This is a genomic window from Chryseobacterium oncorhynchi (assembly GCF_002899895.1).
In the GTDB taxonomy this organism is placed as follows: domain Bacteria; phylum Bacteroidota; class Bacteroidia; order Flavobacteriales; family Weeksellaceae; genus Chryseobacterium; species Chryseobacterium oncorhynchi.
Map to the genome: position 1 here is coordinate 964,633 of NZ_PPEI02000002.1, position 18,517 is coordinate 983,149.

Here is an 18,517-nt window from a genome sequence, read left to right on the forward strand (position 1 = left end):
CAGGAAATAGGTAACAGATCATTTACTGATAACCGCTACCTACCCTCTGCTGCCTATATTTAGCTTTCTCTTCTCAATAAATAGTTTGCCAATTCAATGAATGGTTTTTTCTTCTCGTCAGGAATATCAATTTTCTGAAGATAGCTTTGACCGATTTCGTTATGTTTTTCAATTAAACGGAGTGCTTTTTCATCTACTTTTGTTCTTCTGAAGATCTTTTCAACACCGTAGATTTTATCGATATTATCTGTCTTTTTAGAATACCAGTAATCCAGTTCTTTTCTTTCCTCCTCTGTAGCATGCTCTTTTGCCAAAAGATAAAGAACTGTTTTCTTGTTTTCGTAGATATCCCCTGCATGCTTTTTACCAAATTGTGCCTGATCTCCGAAAACATCAAGATAATCATCCATGATCTGGAATGCAATTCCGATGTGTTTACCGAAGTTGAAGATAGCTTTTGCATCCTTGAAGTCAGCTCTTGCAATCAAAGCTCCGATCTCAAAAGAAGAAGCACTTAATACCCCTGTTTTATAGGTGATCATTCTGATATAATCATCAAAGGTTACATTTTCCTGAGTTTCAAAATTGATATCATATTGCTGCCCTTCACATAATAGAAGTCCGGTATGGGTAAAGATTCTGATACAAGCCTTGAAGATTTCTGGTTCAAGATCCTCAAAGAACTTGTATGCCTTAAGCATTAATCCGTCTCCGGAAAGAATCCCAACGTTTATACCGTGTAATGTATGAATTGTAGGCTTATTTCTTCTTAAAGGAGCCTCGTCCATAATATCATCATGGATCAGGGTGAAGTTATGGAAAAATTCAATAGCCAAAGCTGGTTTTATAGCCTGTTTAAGGTCTCCCCCAAACAGATCACAAGCCATTAGCACCATAATAGGACGAAGACGCTTTCCACCATGGGAAATAATGTAATTCATCGGATCATACAGCTCTGTAGGTTTATCTTTAAAAGTGTACTTATTAATGGCGTCAGCAACAATCTGTTGGTATCTGTCTAAAAATTCCATAAAATCTTATAATTTGAACAAAAATACGATTTTTCGAGGCTTTATAAAACAAAAAAACTCATCGTTTCACCATAATTTTTGATATTATAGATTTAGCAGAGCATTCATTATAAAAGCCCCCTTATGATCACCATAAGAGGGCTTGACTTTGAAGATAAATCCAGATATTGACTGATTATGGTTTAAAAAAATAAGTACTCAAGTCGAAAATGTTGGAAGAAATATTTTTGTTGAAATATTTTTTCTTTATCTCTGAGGAGCTATCATATTTCTCAATTTGTTCTCCAAAATATATAATCTTGGCTTTTACCATAAATTTTTTCTGTTTCTTAAAGACTAAACTATTATTAAAATCAGAAACATTATAAATGATTTCTTTTTTATCAAAAGGCTCAAGGATTATAGTATTCTCAGCAACATACTCTGAGGCGGAAAGATTTTGATGTATCCCGTACATTTTTTCTCTTTCTCTCATAGGTACAATACTAGATTGATAATTGTAATGTTTCGGATATTCAAAACAGATTGCTAACCTTGCAAAATTACTGGGTGACGACCATCTGTTTTTATAATCACAAGAGTATTCTAAAGCTTTATCATCTATTATCAGCTTAATTGTTTCAGTCTCACTGACATTTTTAATACTCACTAAAATATTTGATTCATTTAGCTGTTTTGCCTCAATACTTAAAGATTGAGCAAATAATATGTTACTGATTAATAATAGTAAATACTGGATTTTCATTACTTTTTTATGATATAAATGTTTATAATTTTCACACACATTAGTTCAGCTCGAAAAAGAGGACTTAAATAGTACAACAACAATTTCACCATCTATAGTTGAAGTAATACTTCTACCATTTATTTCTTTACTGGTTATTTTAATATTCTCGCTGCATCTTGTATCTGCTTCAAAGTCATCATCTTTATTGAGAATACTCTCTAAATCTAACTTAATATTACCAATAGGAATAGCTTTTACTACCAATAGCATTGCTTTAGTAAAGAAATGTTCTATTTTCCCATATGTCTCTTTTACTTAGGTAAGGCTTCAGCTTACTTATAAGGCTTTCCTCTGCAATACCAATCGTGTCTAATAATAGTATCCTTTTTGTGAATAGCAAGCATTAAATCTCCTCTTTTCTTAATTATTGTATCTCCCTCTTCAACTTCATTATAATCGTCAATCCAATTATTATGTACCATAATATTAGATTTTTTATTTGTTATGGGATCATAACCTATAATTTTGATCCATGAATTATCTATATTTGATTCTCCGACAATCAAATTGTATTCATCCGGGTAGTATGCTTGTTTCACAATATTACAATCAGGCTCTCCACATGCAGATAGCAACATTAAAAAGCTTAAAAAAACAAATATTTTCATAATTTAATCTAATTGAGGTCTATGACCAACATAACGTCCAATATTTTTTTTAAACGAACTTTCAAGAAACAAAAAACTTTGCCCAAATGGACAAAGTTTATATAATAAGCTGTAATTTTTATCTTAGGAAAGGAAAGTTACCAAAAGATAAGTAGTTGCTGCTACAATAGCTGAAATTGGAATGGTTAGTACCCAAGCCCAAAGTAAGCTTACTGTAATCCCCCATCTTACGGCTGAAATTCTTTTCGTTAGTCCAACCCCGATGATAGAACCTGTGATCGTATGTGTTGTAGATACAGGAATACCGAAGTGGTCTGTAATGAATAGAGTGATTGCTCCTGCAGTTTCTGCACTTACTCCTTCCAATGAGGTTACCTTAGTAATCTTAGTTCCCATTGTTTTGATGATTTTCCATCCTCCACTCATGGTACCTAAAGCAATAGCGATAAATGAAACTAAAGGAACCCAAATATAGTGTTGAGCAAAGTAATCAAAACGTCCTGCAGAAGGAATATTCAAATACTGTGCATCCTGAAGCATATTAACGTGATAATAAATTACCGCTGCTCCAATGATTCCCATTACTTTTTGAGCATCATTCAAACCATGTCCTAAACTAAACAGAGCTGATGAAACCAACTGTAGTCTTTTAAAAGACTGGTCTGCTTTATGTGGATTTGATTTTTTATAAAGGTGTACAATAATCAATGTAATAATGATTGAGATAATCATCCCTATGATCGGTGCCATGAAAATGAACAGGAAGATAGGAATAACTTTATCAAACTTTACAACACCCTGATGAGTTACCTGGCTGAAAGCTTCTTTAATGGTATCCCACATCCCAAGCTCTGGCTGTGCTGCTGCAACATCATGATAATCCATCATGAAAGCATGCATAAGAGCAGCCCCTAAGAAACCTCCAATCAACGTATGCGATGATGATGAAGGGATCCCGAACCACCATGTCAAAAGGTTCCAGGCAATTGCAGCTATAAGACCGGAAAATATAACCTCAAGAGTGATAAAATTCTCATTAACTGTTTTGGCAATTGTATTACCAATTTTGAATTCTCCAATAATATAAGCAGCAATAAAGAATGCTGCAAAATTCCAAAGCGCCGCCCAAAGTACAGCCTGGAATGGAGTTAAAACTTTTGTAGAAACTATAGTTGCAATTGAGTTAGCTGCATCATGAAAACCATTGATATAATCGAAGATCAGAGCCAGCGCAATAATAACTATAAGTAAAATAGGAAATTCCATTTTTTGCTATGTTAAATATTGTTTAGGCGTATTTAATCATGATGTTCTCAATCGTATTGGCAACATCTTCTGCTTTGTCAGTTACAATTTCAAGATAGTTTAATACAGATGAAACTTTAATAATGTTAATAGCATCATTGGTTTCAAATAATTCTACCATTGAGTTGGAAAGCAAGTCATCTGCAATATTTTCAATAGAGTTTACTTTAATACACGCTTCTTTCACCTGCTCCATGTTCTTGAACCCTTTAAGGTTCTTCATTGCATTCTGAATCTCAAGACATGCTTTGTGGATCAATAGAGAGAAGTCTGAGTAAGCTTTCATCTCCGGAGATTTGTATAGGAAGATATATTTTGTAGAAGCGTAGATATAATCAGCAATATCGTCTAATCCGGTTGCTAATGTGTGAATATCTTCACGATCGAAAGGTGTGATGAAGTTTTTCCCTAGTTCTACGAAGATCTCGTGAGTAAGTTCGTCATTTTTATGTTCGAAATCACTCATTTTTTTCAACATTGAATCGTCATTAAGATCGAAATCCTTGATTCCAGTGTTGAATTCCTCAGACATTGCAACTAGGTTTTCAGTTACCTTTTCAAAAAGTACAAAGAAGATTTTATCTTTGGGTTGAAAAGCGTGGAAAATATTACCAATTCCCATTTTTTAGTATTTATAATTCGAGTGCAAATTTCCTAAAAAAGGATCGCACGTGAAACTATATAACATTAAGTTTTGTTAACATTCGCTTACCATCTGATTATCAAATAAAAAAACCGGCAGTAATGCCGGTTTTGTATAGTATGAACAAGGGGTTAGTTTGCAACTTCAGCCCTCATATCTTTTCCTTTGAACTTCATAGATTGGATATTGCTCAAGACATTGTCTTTGAACGATTTTTCAACCTCGAAGAAAGAGAATTTTTCTAAGATTTCGATATCACCGATTTCAGCTCTTCTCTTGCTTTTTCCATCGTCTGTAGCTTTATTGATAATATCTAAAACATCAAGCTTCTTCAAGTGATCTTTTTTTCCAAGATTGAAGAAGAACCTTACCATGTTCTCATCTTTTCTTCTTGGCTTTCCACCACGATCTCTATCTCTTCCGCGATCTCTGTCTCTGCTATCTCTTACATCTCTGTCACGACCTCTATCTCTGTCTCTGTCTCTATCACGTCCACGATCTCTTCTTGAGTAATCATCATCTCTGTTGCTCAATTTCTGCTCAACAAGATCATGTTTATCTTTGTAATACAAAGCAAGATCCTTTAATTGGAATTGTAGCAACTGGTGCACCAATTCTTCTTTCGTGAATTTACTTAGATCTGGGATTAAGCTATCGTCAAATTCGAATAAGTCTTCGTGTTCCGTGAATAATTTCTCGAAAACACCTCCTACCTGAGCCTTGATAATCTGGTCTCCTGTCGGGATAAACTTTTCGTTAATTTCAATCTTTGTTGCAGACTTGATTTGTTTCAATTTTCTGCTTTCTTCAGGCTTAATTAAAGCCATAGAAATACCATCTTTTCCAGCTCTACCTGTTCTTCCACTTCTGTGAACGAATACTTCTGGATCATCAGGTAAAGAGAAGTGAATAACGTGAGTCAGAGAGTTTACATCCAATCCTCTTGCTGCAACGTCTGTAGCTACAAGAATATCAATGTTCTTCAATCTGAATTTCTTCATTACCGTATCTCTCTGTGCCTGAGAAAGGTCACCATGAAGAGCATCTGCTGCATAACCGTTCTGCATCAAGAAGTCAGCAACTTCCTGAGTTTCCATTCTTGTTCTACAGAAAATAATGGAATACTGGTTAGGGTTTGCATCGATCAATCTCTTCAATGCTTCTTTTTTCTGACGGTACCCCACCACATAATATTCGTGCGTAATGTTCTTCTTCACTTCGTTGATAGAACCTACTGAAATACGGTGTGGTTTTGTAAGGTAATTCTTGGAAATTCTTTCCACTTCTTTATTCATCGTAGCCGAGAATAAGAAAGTTTGTTTTGTTTCCGGAGTTTCTCTTAGAATGGTTTCCAATTCATCTTTGAATCCCATGGAAAGCATTTCATCAGCCTCATCTAATACCAACCAATGAATAGCAGAAAAGTCAAGTGCTTTTCTGTTGATAAGATCAATTACTCTTCCTGGAGTTCCCACAATAATCTGTGGTTTGTCCTTCAAAGATCTCATCTGCTCTACAATACTACTTCCACCATAAACCGCTGTGGTTTTGATGTCTTTCATGTACTTAGAGTAATTCTTTATGTCCTTCGAAATCTGAAGACATAATTCCCGTGTCGGACAAAGCACCAATAATTGGATTTTGCGACTCGTATCGTCAATCATATCCAAAATCGGAAGCGAAAACGCTGCTGTCTTGCCTGTCCCTGTTTGCGCAAGTGCGATCAAGTCGCGAATATCTGAAAGAATAAAAGGGATAGTCTGTTTTTGGATTTCTGTTGGGCTTTCGTAGCCCAGTTCGCCAATTGCCTTAAGGATATCAGGACTTAAATTGGTTTCCGTAAATAAATTCATTAACTATTTTAAAATTTTTGCAAAGATACAATAAATATTTGACTTGTTTTTAAACAAAGTTTTAAATATACAATCTTAAATTCACAATTCTTTAATATTTTCTTAATTTTTAAAAAATAAAACCCAAAAAAACGCCTCTATAATTAAGAACTTGCTAAACAATATTTTTTTTTATTAAAGTAGATTGATTTTTTTGGTACTATTTATGAATTTTCAAACAAAACCACATAATTGTACTTTTTTATTTTGATTTTCTTCCTTATTATGTAAATTTGAATACTGGAATGATTTTGAAATTCAGGAGATAAGGTTCAAAATAAGAAAGAAGAAAGAATTCCAAAAAGCACAAATCCCCAGTAAAACCAACCAAAATAAAAACACCAATACTATATGTCAGCCAGTATTTCTCCCCAAACATTTGATTTTCTAAAAAAACTAAGCAGCAACAATAACCGTGAATGGTTCAATGAAAATAAAAACCTGTATACAGATTCCCAGGAAAACATTATTTCTTTTCTGGATGACCTGATCAGGGAAATGTCCGATTTTGATGAAGAGCTTGCTAAAATCGACAGCAAAAAAGCATTATTTAGAATTTATCGTGACACCCGGTTTTCAAAGGATAAAATTCCTTATAAAACCAATTTTGGGGCTTCCCTAGGAATGGGCAAAGGAAATCAGAAAGGAGGATACTATCTTCATCTGGAACCTGGCAAATCATTTTTAGCAGGGGGAATCTATATGCCTGAATCTTCTGTATTGAAAGAAGTACGAAAGGAAGTATCATTATATGGCGATGATTTCCTTAAAATTCTAAACAATAAAGATTTTAAAAAATATTTCCCAGAACTTGATCAGGATGATAAACTGAAAAAAATCCCTCAAGGTTTTGAAAAGGAAGATCCAATGGCTGAATATTTAAAGCTTAAAAACTTTATCGTACTACATCATCTAAAAGACGAAGAGGTTCTGGACAAAAATGCAGTAAAAACAATGACTAAGATCTTTAAACTGATGAAACCGTTTAATGATTTTTTGAATACGCCTTTTAACTAATTTACTCATATTATTAAAATATTCTAGGGAATTTCATTGTTTGGAATTCCCTACATTAATTTTAAGCATCAAAATACTTACCCCTTATTTTTTTAATTTAAATCTTTTTTACTTACCGTTCGCTAACCAGAGGTGTCTATGTGACAAATCAATAACCTGTTAAAACTCATTTTTTATGAAAAACAGCCAGCAAAGCCTTTTCATTGAAAATCAACAGATTATATTTAACATTTTTTAAGATAAGTTTTACATTTTTGTTTATCTTTGCTATTCGTCAAAAAGCTAAGGATGTCTTTATACCAAAAAATTGCAGAAAAACTACAATATATAAGTCCGAATTTTTACAAAAAAAGATATTTTAAGACCCTAAATAATCTTAATAAAGATAATTTTTCGGAACGCAATGTAGAACCAGAACTGGTATGGATCAAGGAATACCTTCCTAAAAGTGCTATTATACTGGATATTGGTGCCAATGTAGGGACTTTCTTATATCAACTGGAGAATAAATTGGATCATGAGCATATCTATGCTTTTGAACCTAACAAAAGGCTTTATAGAAGATTGAAAAGGCTATTCCCAACTATGAGAATACTCCCTTTAGCGCTTTCTGATGAGAATACGGTAGCCGAGTTTAAGGTTCCGATTATCAATGGAAAAACGATTGCTTCTCGTGGGACTTTAAATACCTCTTACAAAGAAAAAGGTGAAGAAAAAAGCTACACCGAAAAGGTAAAGGTCATCAAGCTAGACGAATGGGCAGCCATAGAACACTTCAGCAGATTAGATTTCATCAAGATTGACGTTGAAGGAAATGAAATAAAGACTCTTTTGGGAGCCAGCGAAACCATCAAACAGTTTCTTCCAACCCTTATGGTTGAGATGGAACAAAGACACCACCAAACACCAATATGGAATGAAATCTCTAAAGTAAAAGACTGGGGATATGAAGCAAAGTACCTTAACAGAGAAAGCTTCATCCTGGAAACACTTACGGAAGACATTCTGCTACAAAATACAAACGACGAAAAAAATAAAACTCAGTACATCAACAATATTATTTTTATACCTAAAAACCCTTAAAACAACTTTATGAGTGTAGTAGCGAGACAAGGCTTCAAATATTCCATTATCGGTTATATTGGTTTTTTGCTGGGCACAGTTTCCGCAATATTCATTTTTCCTAATGATTTTGAATTTTACGGAAAGCTTCGCTATATCCTTCCTACTGCTGAAATGTTGGTTCCTTTTGTGGTATTGGGTATCTCCTATTCCAATGTGAAGTTTTTTCACACAGTAGAAAAGGATGGCAAAAAACAGAATATGTTATCGCTATCATTACTTACTGTTTTTGTTAACTTTCTTATTTTTACGGCTGTATTTTTTATACTGCCTTATTTTTATCCAAAATTCAGACATTCGGAAGCATGGAAGATTAAGGAAATGATCCTTCCTTTGATTTTAATTCTTTCATTCTGTGCTATTTTCAATAAATATACATCCAATTACAAAAGGATTGTTGTCTCTAATATTTTCGACAATTTATTTCCGAAAATAGCCAATCTTGGAGCTTTCTGTCTGTTTTATTATTTTGCTTTATCTCAAAAGATTGCATTTGCATTTTTCTTTGGCATATTTACCCTGATGCTTTTCGGGTATATTTACTATACTAACAAGCTGGAAAAAATTCAGCTCGATTTCAATACGGATTACTTCAAGAAAAATAATTTCTGGCAGCAATTTTTCAATTATAGCTTCTTTGGATTTTTGGGAACTTTTGGAAATTATCTGGCCATTAATAGTTTTATGATTGGGGAATTTATGGGTATGGAAGAGGTTGGAATTTATTCTGTCCTGTATGCCTTAATCTCCTTGATTTCAATCCCACAGCTGGGGTTGTTCAATATTTCTGCTCCTATCATCAACAAGACACTGGCTGATGGAGACATGGAGGAACTAGACAGGTTTCACAAGAAAACCTCGTTATCTTTATACTTTTTAGGCGCTGTTCTATTCTCATGCATCATGGTTGGATTCCCTTATCTTACTCAGTTTATGCCCAAAAACGGGACAATGCTTAGGGAATACGAACCTGTAGTATGGATCTGGGGTTCTGCGGTTTTAATAGATCTGGCAACCGGATTCAATGGAAATATTATTTCACTTTCAAAATATTACAGATTCAATATTCTGGTGATGCTTTTATTGGCAGGATTAACGATTGGACTGAATTATTATTTCATCAAAAACACAGATCTGAAGCTTATTGGAATTGCTTTATCTACCGCAATTTCTCTAACCATTTACAATGTGGTTAAGATTGTCTTCAACTACTTTGTATTTAAGGTTTCGCCTTTGACGATTGAAATGATCTTTGTTTCCATTATCTGTACTCTAGCTATTACAGTAGCTATTGTTTTACCTAATTTCCACAGCAATTTCATCAATCTGATTTATAAACCAGCTGTAGTTTTAGCGTTGATCTATGTAGGAAATTACTTTACAAAGATATTCCCGATAGAAGATTACCTGAACGCCAGGTTTATTAAGAGTATTTTTAAGTTTAAATAATGAAACTAAGAAAGCCGGGAGGATTAAATTCAGATTCAAAAAAGACTTTTATTTGGAAATAAGCTTATTCAATAGCTGTTCTAATCTTTTTTGGATTTCTTCTTTGCCATAGCTTTTTTGGAAGTCAAAATAATTATTTGAAAGCTCATTCAATTGCTCTTGAATGCTTTCTTTTTCAGGCAGAATAAAATCTAGTTTTGAGGGATAGTTATTAGGAAAAACAGCCAGTTTTCCATAGGCAATAGCGTCTCCAAGGTTTCCTGTCATCTTGGTCTTTCCATAAACCTCCTTGATGCTGAAAAATTCTGTTTCTTGTTGAATAGGACACCAAAGAACATCAGCTTTTTGCATCCATTTCTCAAAGTCTCCTACAGAAACTCTTTCTGAAAAATAAGTAATTGTGATATTTTGGGGTAATGTTGAGGATAAGTTTTCAAGTTGTTTTAATTCGTGATCCTTTGCTTTACCAAGGAAAACAAATTCACAGTTCATACCTACTCCTATTTCCTGAATGGTTTTAAAAATATGATTATAATCCCTCCTTTTCTGCGAAACACCTCCAGGAATAACAATAACCCGATTTTCATTTTCAGTTTTATCAAAGGTTTTTGTATAAAAAAGAGGTAAAAACTGATATCTGTCTGAAATCAATGCCTCATCCAATACAACAAGAGATCCGGATTTCTGATATACCTTGGTTGAGTAAAGCAAGCCTTCTTTCCACCAAAGTTTCAACCTGTACATGATATCTCCTTTGAATACACTTTTTATCAAATCAAGTCTTGAAGCTTTTGTAAAGTTCAGATTATGTGTAACAATAGCGGTATTGTATTTTTTTGTTACGGCTAAAAATGTATTGAAAAAACGATGAACAGTTCCAATAATAACCAAATCATATTTCTTGGTTTTCAGCTGATCTAAAATCATAGAACTATCCGAAAGAAATACGGCTGCATCAGATTCATTGATCTGATCCTTGATTTTTTTTGAATAATAATAATCTACACTGAAATGTTGATTTCCCTCCATGATATTCATAAAGGCCTGTGCTATTTCTGCATGGGTGTCAATTTCTATGTAGGCTATTTTTTTCACTGATTAATTGGATTAGATAGTTTTGGCTTTGGCCAATTGAATTTTTGTTTTATTATTAAATGGGTTAAAGCCCACTCCTATTGATATTGATAAGATTTCGAAAACCACTTTAAATCATTTTCTATTCTGTGATTTTCCAACTCTCCTCTATATCTTCAGCCATTTTTTCTTCAACATTCTCCAACGTTGATCATTGACTGCTTTTTGTTCTTCTTTTGTGATTTTCAATTCCAGCTTTTGAGATTTGCAGGTTTCATAAGCATTAATAATATCAAAGAAAAACGATGGTGACTTACTTTTCATTGCTTCTTTTGAAGAGGCAATATAGGCCAGAAATCTACTTAATCCTAGGAAATAAAAGTATCGACCATAATAATCGGCAGGTCGTATGGTATAGTCTGCGCCTTTTACCTTGATCAGCTTTACATGAAGTTCCGGTAAGACAACTTCTTTCCATCCCAAGTGTTCCAACAGTATGGAGTCTATATTATCCCAGCCTAAGGTTTCCCTTAAACCACCCATTTGAACAAAGCATTCCTTTCGATACGCTTTCATTGGACCTCTTACATGGTGTTTATTGGAATTTCCCTCGTACACCCAGTTTCCCTCTTTTTCTACATAGAGCAACCCTCCTACTAACCCATATTTTGGATTGTTTATAAAGGCATTAGCTACAGCTTCTAGATAATTTTCAGGTAGAATAATATCGGCATCAAATTTACAAATGATATCAAACTCATCAAGAGATTGGGTCTGTAAGCCGTTTTTAAAGGCATGAACAACCTTAGATCCGGGCTGATGCTCTGATTTTTGAAGATTAATGGTTTCAAAACGGGAATCACTCTCTGTATATTTTCTGATGACTTCAGGTGTCTTATCAGTGGAACCGTCATTAACGACCACTACTTTAAAGTCCCTGCTACTTTGCTGCTGCAAGGAATCCAGAGTGAATGAGAGGTTCTGCTCTTCGTTGTGGGCAGGAATAATGATTAAAAACCTCACGAATTATTTTATAAATGTTGAATAATAAGTGCTAAGTGACATAAAGCTGCCACTTAACACTTATTTTATGTTATTTGTTATGCGGTTTCAGCATGTTTTTCGGATCAAGGATTTCGTCCAGTTTTTCCTGGGAAAGAATTCCTTTTTCCAATACAAGGTTGTAAACGCTTTTTCCTGTTTCTAGTGCTTCTTTTGCAATCTCTGTGGATTGTTTGTAGCCGATGTAAGGGTTAAGAGCTGTTACAATTCCAATGCTGTGTTTTACCATGTTCAGGCACACTTCTTTGTTGGCTGTAATTCCTACTACACATTTTTCACGAAGGGTATCCAACGCATTGCAAAGGAAATTGATGTTTTCCATAATGGCATGGGAAAGTACCGGCTCCATTACGTTAAGTTGTAGTTGTCCTGCTTCTGCTGCAAAAGTTACTGTCAGATCATTTCCAAACACCTTAAAGCAAACCTGGTTTACTACTTCCGGAATAACAGGGTTTACTTTCCCTGGCATAATGGATGAGCCTGGCTGCATTGGAGGAAGATTGATTTCGAACAATCCTGCTCTTGGTCCTGATGAAAGTAGTCTTAAATCATTACAGATTTTAGATAGTTTTACTGCAAGACGCTTCATCGCAGAAGAATAAATCACATAAGATCCGGTATCCGGAGTTGCCTCCACCAAGTTAGGTGCAGAAATAACCGGGTAACCTGTAATCTGAGCCAGATTTTTAGCACAAAGAACGGCATAACCTACCGGAGCATTTAATCCTGTTCCGATAGCTGTTGCTCCCATGTTAACCTCTACAAAAAGGCTTGCATTATTATTCAGCTTGGAAATATCTTCTTCCAAAGTGGCTGCGTAGGCTTCAAATTCCTGTCCTAATGTCATGGGAACAGCATCCTGAAGCTGTGTACGTCCCATTTTAATAACATCCTGAAATTCTTCTCCTTTTGCACGGAAAGCTGCTATAATTTTTTCTAGTTTTTCTACCAGACCGATATTCATCTGCAACAATCCCATTTTGATTGCTGTAGGATAAGCGTCATTGGTAGACTGCGAAAGGTTGATATGATCATTTGGTGAGCAAAATTCGTACTCGCCTTTATTTTTTCCTAATTTTTCTAATACAACGTTAGCAATTACTTCATTCGCATTCATATTGATTGAAGTTCCTGCCCCACCTTGAATCATGTCTACCGGAAACTGGTCATGATATTTCCCATCTACAATTTCGTCGCACGCTTCTGCTATCTTGAAATACAGGCTTTCTTCAAGAAGACCTAATTCATAGTTTGTTTTTGCGGCTGCTTTTTTTACAAAAGCCAATCCTTTGATAAAATCCGGATATGAAGACAAAAGCTGTCCCGAAATCTTGAAATTATTGATTGCTCTTTGTGTCTGAACCCCATAATAAGCATCTAAAGGCACGTTCAATTCGCCTAATAGATCACTCTCTTTTCTGAAATTTTCCATTACAGATATTTTACTGTTTTTGATCGTTTAAAGATAGCAAAAACGCATCTAACCGATGCGCTTTACTTGATATTTATTTTATTGAATATTTTACGTTTAAAGCTTGCAGTATTGCCCATGTCTCGGCATCCATGATTCCGTCATAATTTTGTGGACGGAAGTGATACTGAAATGCTTCAATCGTCTTCTTGGTAGCATCATCCCATTTTCCACTAGGTTCTACTCCATATCCGAATTTTTGCAATGCAGTCTGAATACCGAAAATAAATGATGGATCACTATATTTTACAGCAAAGTCTTCCTGTGCAAGATCAAAGTAATCCTGCTTGGTAGCTTGGTCATACCACATCCCTATTTGATACTCATCATAAAGCTTTTTCCAAGGGAACATTGGACCCGGATCCTGCTTTCTTGTAGGGGCAATATCTGCATGAGCAAGAACATTAGTTGCCGGAATTTGATATCTTGTAATAATATCCTTTGCCAATGCTGCTACTTTTCTTACCTGATCGTCACTAAAAGGAGCAAATACTCTTGTACCTGTTCCGTTAGGGAAACCTGCATTCACAATTTCAATTCCGATGGAAGTATCGTTAAGATTTTTATCGCTTCTCCAAGAGCTCACTCCTGCATGGTAGGCACGCTTATTCTCATCCACCAGTTGATAGATTTCATTGTCTCCGGTATTATTTACCAGATAATGGGCACTTACAGCCTGTTGTGTAAGGACTGTAATGGATTTGTCATCCGGAAGTGCTGTATAATGTAATATAAGGTAACGCTGTCTGAAATTCTGAGCAACGGCAGGAAAATAAGTTTTTACTACTTTATATCCGGCCGGTTTTGCAGATACAATAGAACCGTAACTTGCCGTATTATCATTTTTTGTTGCGTCAGCTATATTAGTAGTAAAAAATTCTACTCCGTGCTCGTTTGTAATTTTTGGTTTTGGAGCTTCCTGAGTTTGTGTTTTAACTACAGTTTTTGGCTGTACCACTGGAGTTTTCGGTTTGTATGTATTTTTTTTTACATTTTGCTGGGAAGTACATGAAAAAACGAATGTGCTTAATCCGATGATATATAATGTTTTACGCATCAGTTTGGTTTTTGAATGATTTATTACCTCAAAAATACACAAATTTTTCTTGAATTTTATTTGGTAAATAAAGAAATCTATTCTATATTTGCACTCGCAATAACGGAACAACGATCATTAAAAAATAAACAAAAAGGAGGGTTGCCAGAGTGGTTAATGGAGCAGTTTGCTAAACTGTCGACGCGAAAGTGTCGCAAGGGTTCGAATCCCTTACCCTCCGCACTCTTATATATTCGGGGCGTAGCGTAGTCCGGTCATCGCGCCTGGTTTGGGACCAGGAGGTCGCAGGTTCGAATCCTGCCGCCCCGACTGTTTTAGTAATTTTTTCAAAATTACAAATGGGTGCGTAGCTCAGCTGGATAGAGCATCTGCCTTCTAAGCAGACGGTCAAAGGTTCGAATCCTTTCGCGCTCACAAATAACGCCATTTAAAACATATGTTTTGAATGGCGTTATTTTTTTATATATGGTTCTCTAGAATTTCCATTCATTGTCAAAAATCTACTTCACTCTAAAAATTACGATACCTATTATTATTCCTACTTATTTCTTTAAGGAAGCTAGACATTTTTCGTATGTATCATTTAAAGCTTTTGCTACAATTTTGGGATCCTGCTGGTGTATTCCATGGCTGTAACGCGGTAACAGGATAAGCTGACTATTGCTATTGTTTTTTATCATCTCTGCATAATGCTTTATTCTTAATTCATCCAACTCTTTCCACCACGGGGCTAAATTGATCCCTAATTTCAGTTTTTCGTTCATTTTTGTTTCATAATCTTCAATATGTTTGTTATATGAAATCATTACGGTTACAGGAATATCTTTAAGAGGCTGTAAAGATTTGTACCTTTTAAAGAACTCCGGTGAATTCTCATTCAACTCTCTCTTTGCTTCATTTCGAAAACCCTCTGATGTTGAGCTATCATTGATGATATTTTTAAGATTTATCTCAAATAATTCTCTATACCCTGTTGAGCTTGATGTATTTATTTTCACTTTGCTGTCTTCATCTTTTGTAAGCATAAAATCTGTTGGATCTATGAAAAACAGACCACAAACTTCATTTGGATACATTGAAGCGTACAAACGTATAAACGGCCCGCCTATCGAGTGTCCTACTAATAAATAAGGTGGGCTTATTTTCAAAGCTGCTAACAAATCGTGAAGTCTTTTTATAACATCTTCATCTGTTTTTATAGAAGTATCAATTTCCGATTCTCCAATTCCATTTCTATCATAAACTATTCCTGGATATTTTTTTTGAATAAAAGGGAACAAACTCCCATAACCACCACCACCTGAGCCTAGTCCACTTTCAAAGACTACAATTGGCTCATTAGCTTTTCTTTCATCAAGCCCAAAGGTTTTATATGCCATTTGTTTATTGTTAATGGATACAAATTTCCTTTCAGAAGCCTGCGAAAAAACTAATGTAATTGAAAAGAAAGTAATAAATACAGATATTATTATAGATTTCATCTCTATTATTTTTTTGTATAAGTATAATGAACTTAAAAGTGCTATGAGCTCAAAAATACACGCAATGTGTATTCTTAATATTTTAAACAATATTAATGAATTTTTAAAGGCTACAATACACTTTATCAATATCATCATAAAAAAACCGCTTCAAATGTTGAAGCGGTTTTTTTCTTTAAATCTACAATCTATTTCAAAACTTTATCATAGATTGTATTGAGTAGGTTTTGTCTCATTTTTGAGTTTCTTTGGTTTAAAAGAATGATAAATCCCCATTTTTTAGCCCTATTGTAGCAGATGATTGAAGATTGTCCCATAGAGTCTCCAGACTTTAAATAGATTGTATTCTGATCATCAGTACTAATGCCAAGCCCTAACCCCATTTCTCTTTTTTCATCTTTATAATAGATCTTTTCTGTTATTAATGCAGCTTCAGATATAGGATTTCCTTGGTTTAAAATTGCTTTCAAATAGATTACCATATCAGAAGCATTTGATTTTACCAATCCGGCAGGTGCAGTAACGTTCCATTTGAAAAATTCCTGAGCACCACCATCAGGATTGTAACCTGTTGTTTTATTTTTCACATTAAATTCCTTTGTGAATGTATTTCTCATTTTTAAAGGCTGAATTATTTTCTCACGGATTATTTCATCATAACTTTTACCGTACACTGTTTCCAGGATTTCTCCCATTAAAGTATATCCAATGGTAGAATAACGAAACTTCCCATAGTCAATAAGTTCAGTACAGCTATTGATCATAGAAGCCAAAGATTTCTCAGTAACACTACTTACAGGCTGCTGTGGATTCAATTCCATTAATTTTCCAAAATCCAAGTCAGGTAAGCCTGATTGATGAGATGCCAGATCTGAAATTTTTATCTTGTTTTTAAGATTCGCGTTTAAAACATATCTTTTTGGTAGATAGTTGTCAATATAATCATCTACTTTAAATTTATGATCAATAACAGCCTGCGCAATTAAATTGGAAGTCAAAATTTTAGTAATAGAAGCAATTTCGAAAATGGAATTTTTATCAATATCAACTTTGCTTTCTTTACTCAGCTTACCATATGCTGTGAAAAATTCTTTATTGTTGTTGATAAACCCAACACTAATTCCTACACCAGGATTCTTTTGATAATTATCCTTTACGATGGAATCAATTTTCTTGGAGAAATCTTGCCCAAAAGAAAAACTGCTGATTAATAATAGAACTGCTAAAAAGGTGAATGAAGTTTTCATTGTATTGTTATTTAATGTTATAAAATTATTTCGATACAAATTTGAAAAAGTAAAACCTCTTATGCGACCGAATAAAAATATTCGACCTTATTTATCTAAAAAAATGAGTATGAATAGTTAGAAAAAAGAGTACGAATAATTACAAACCACTATAAAACAAAATGTTACAAAACGAATTCAATACACTTTTAGTTTATCTTCAAAAGAATTATTAAATGAATATTATAAAGTAAAATCCACTTCAGCCAATATTTCTATTATTAATTTTTGGCAACTTGATTTTTTTTACTTCGCTGCTCCCTCTTCATTTTCCTGTACTCCCATGGAGCCATCGCATGAACATCTTGCCAAAGACCAATCTTAGTACGTTGTGCATTTTGCTGTAATTGTCCCAGAGAAGCATCTTTGGAATAAGAGAAGTACCACCACCCCATTCCTGCTTTTATCAGCTCTTTTGAAAGGTACTTGCCATTATCATAGTAGACCTTGGCTACGGAACGGCCATAGCGGTCTTTATTGGTTTCAATAAATTTAACTGTTTTACCAAATACCTGAGCTGAGGTAAACTGCTTGGCATTTTTACCAAACGGCTGTCCACTTTCCGGACAATCCACCTCAGCAAGTCTTAGCTTTTTTTGTTCGTTTCCTTTTAAAAGTAAGGTAATAGTATCTCCATCTGAAATTTTAATTACTTTTCCGCTTGTTTGAGAAAACATGATTACCGGAAAAAGTAAGCTCATCAACATTAATCGTTTCATCCGGCAAATATAGGAATTAAGGAGGATTTTAGTATTCTTAGATTAGAAAAAGAAGCTCATGAATTAACTTTCCTCCTTTTGTGCTGACTTAATAATTTTATTCATTTTAAAAATTCTGCCCTTGCTATCTTTTGCTCTATTTCTTCATCATAGTTTAAAAAATAAAAAATAGCATACATCATAAATCCATGGTTATTAACTCAATAAAGACAATCAAAAGTCTTCACAAAAAAATAATTAAAAATTCTTATCATTTTATTTTTTTTATTCCAAAAAGTATTGCAACTTTGCAACCCCAAAAACGATGTAAAATTCGTTATTGATGGCCATCTCGGGGCGTAGCGTAGTCCGGTCATCGCGCCTGGTTTGGGACCAGGAGGTCGCAGGTTCGAATCCTGCCGCCCCGACTGTTTTAGTAATTTTTTCAAAATTACAAATGGGTGCGTAGCTCAGCTGGATAGAGCATCTGCCTTCTAAGCAGACGGTCAAAGGTTCGAATCCTTTCGCGCTCAC

Annotated in this window: 16 protein-coding genes and 5 tRNA genes; 8 read left to right on the forward strand and 13 right to left on the reverse strand. The window is 34.4% G+C overall.

Annotated features, from left to right (window positions below):
- Positions 1-59 precede the first annotated feature (59 nt).
- From C1638_RS09990 to C1638_RS10020, 6 genes are all read right to left on the reverse strand, one after another.
- Positions 60-1,031 carry a polyprenyl synthetase family protein gene (locus C1638_RS09990; RefSeq protein ID WP_076357444.1) on the reverse strand — a complete coding sequence of 324 codons (972 nt, stop codon included), beginning with the start codon at positions 1,029-1,031 and terminating at the stop codon, positions 60-62.
- A gap of 175 nt (positions 1,032-1,206) precedes the next feature.
- Entirely contained in the window at positions 1,207-1,776 is a 570-nt protein-coding gene (locus C1638_RS09995; protein ID WP_109620488.1) for a hypothetical protein, read from the reverse strand.
- Between the two features lie 314 nt (positions 1,777-2,090).
- Positions 2,091-2,426 carry a hypothetical protein gene (locus tag C1638_RS10005; RefSeq protein ID WP_123838365.1) on the reverse strand — a complete coding sequence of 112 codons (336 nt, stop codon included), beginning with the start codon at positions 2,424-2,426 and terminating at the stop codon, positions 2,091-2,093.
- 123 nt (positions 2,427-2,549) lie between these two features.
- The gene (locus tag C1638_RS10010; RefSeq protein ID WP_109620494.1) at positions 2,550-3,692 is read right to left on the reverse strand and encodes an inorganic phosphate transporter; all 1,143 of its coding nucleotides are present in this window, start codon (positions 3,690-3,692) and stop codon (positions 2,550-2,552) included.
- A gap of 22 nt (positions 3,693-3,714) precedes the next feature.
- The gene (locus C1638_RS10015) at positions 3,715-4,353 is read right to left on the reverse strand and encodes a DUF47 domain-containing protein (RefSeq protein ID WP_027374906.1); all 639 of its coding nucleotides are present in this window, start codon (positions 4,351-4,353) and stop codon (positions 3,715-3,717) included.
- Between the two features lie 152 nt (positions 4,354-4,505).
- Complete coding sequence (locus tag C1638_RS10020) at positions 4,506-6,227, reverse strand: DEAD/DEAH box helicase (protein WP_109620496.1); 1,722 nt, start codon at positions 6,225-6,227, stop codon at positions 4,506-4,508.
- Positions 6,228-6,617: 390 nt separating this feature from the next.
- Between C1638_RS10020 and C1638_RS10025 the strand changes: the two genes are divergently transcribed.
- From C1638_RS10025 to C1638_RS10035, 3 genes are all read left to right on the forward strand, one after another.
- Entirely contained in the window at positions 6,618-7,283 is a 666-nt protein-coding gene (locus tag C1638_RS10025; protein WP_109620498.1) for a DUF2461 domain-containing protein, read from the forward strand.
- A 288-nt stretch (positions 7,284-7,571) separates the two neighbouring features.
- Complete coding sequence (locus tag C1638_RS10030) at positions 7,572-8,366, forward strand: FkbM family methyltransferase (protein WP_109620499.1); 795 nt, start codon at positions 7,572-7,574, stop codon at positions 8,364-8,366.
- Positions 8,367-8,375: 9 nt separating this feature from the next.
- A complete protein-coding gene (locus tag C1638_RS10035; protein ID WP_109620501.1) occupies positions 8,376-9,854 on the forward strand; it encodes a lipopolysaccharide biosynthesis protein in 1,479 nt (492 codons plus the stop codon).
- Between the two features lie 48 nt (positions 9,855-9,902).
- Here C1638_RS10035 and C1638_RS10040 read toward each other — a convergent pair whose 3' ends face one another.
- The 4 genes from C1638_RS10040 to C1638_RS10055 form a co-directional block, all read right to left on the reverse strand.
- Positions 9,903-10,949 carry a hypothetical protein gene (locus C1638_RS10040; protein WP_109620503.1) on the reverse strand — a complete coding sequence of 349 codons (1,047 nt, stop codon included), beginning with the start codon at positions 10,947-10,949 and terminating at the stop codon, positions 9,903-9,905.
- A gap of 147 nt (positions 10,950-11,096) precedes the next feature.
- Entirely contained in the window at positions 11,097-11,951 is an 855-nt protein-coding gene (locus C1638_RS10045; protein ID WP_109620505.1) for a glycosyltransferase family 2 protein, read from the reverse strand.
- Positions 11,952-12,021: 70 nt separating this feature from the next.
- A complete protein-coding gene (aspA, locus tag C1638_RS10050; RefSeq protein WP_109620507.1) occupies positions 12,022-13,422 on the reverse strand; it encodes an aspartate ammonia-lyase in 1,401 nt (466 codons plus the stop codon).
- 73 nt (positions 13,423-13,495) lie between these two features.
- Positions 13,496-14,518: an N-acetylmuramoyl-L-alanine amidase gene (locus C1638_RS10055; protein WP_109620509.1), complete on the reverse strand. Its 1,023-nt coding sequence runs from the start codon at positions 14,516-14,518 to the stop codon at positions 13,496-13,498.
- Between the two features lie 135 nt (positions 14,519-14,653).
- Between C1638_RS10055 and C1638_RS10060 the strand changes: the two genes are divergently transcribed.
- The 3 genes from C1638_RS10060 to C1638_RS10070 all read left to right on the forward strand — a co-directional run bounded on the left by C1638_RS10060 (position 14,654) and on the right by C1638_RS10070 (position 14,932).
- Positions 14,654-14,738: transfer RNA gene (locus tag C1638_RS10060), tRNA-Ser, on the forward strand.
- A gap of 14 nt (positions 14,739-14,752) precedes the next feature.
- Positions 14,753-14,827: transfer RNA gene (locus C1638_RS10065), tRNA-Pro, on the forward strand.
- A gap of 31 nt (positions 14,828-14,858) precedes the next feature.
- Positions 14,859-14,932, forward strand: a tRNA-Arg gene (locus C1638_RS10070).
- Positions 14,933-15,060: 128 nt separating this feature from the next.
- Here C1638_RS10070 and C1638_RS10075 read toward each other — a convergent pair.
- The 3 genes from C1638_RS10075 to C1638_RS10085 form a co-directional block, all read right to left on the reverse strand.
- Entirely contained in the window at positions 15,061-16,137 is a 1,077-nt protein-coding gene (locus C1638_RS10075) for an alpha/beta fold hydrolase (protein ID WP_109620511.1), read from the reverse strand.
- 50 nt (positions 16,138-16,187) lie between these two features.
- Positions 16,188-17,246 (reverse strand): serine hydrolase domain-containing protein, encoded by a 1,059-nt coding sequence (locus tag C1638_RS10080; RefSeq protein WP_109620513.1) that lies wholly within the window; start codon positions 17,244-17,246, stop codon positions 16,188-16,190.
- 260 nt (positions 17,247-17,506) lie between these two features.
- Positions 17,507-17,986, reverse strand: a complete 480-nt coding sequence (locus tag C1638_RS10085) for a thermonuclease family protein (protein WP_228428107.1) — start codon at positions 17,984-17,986, stop codon at positions 17,507-17,509.
- Positions 17,987-18,336: 350 nt separating this feature from the next.
- Here C1638_RS10085 and C1638_RS10090 point away from each other — a divergent pair.
- A tRNA-Pro gene (locus C1638_RS10090) sits at positions 18,337-18,411 on the forward strand.
- A gap of 31 nt (positions 18,412-18,442) precedes the next feature.
- Positions 18,443-18,516: transfer RNA gene (locus tag C1638_RS10095), tRNA-Arg, on the forward strand.
- Position 18,517 lies beyond the last annotated feature (1 nt).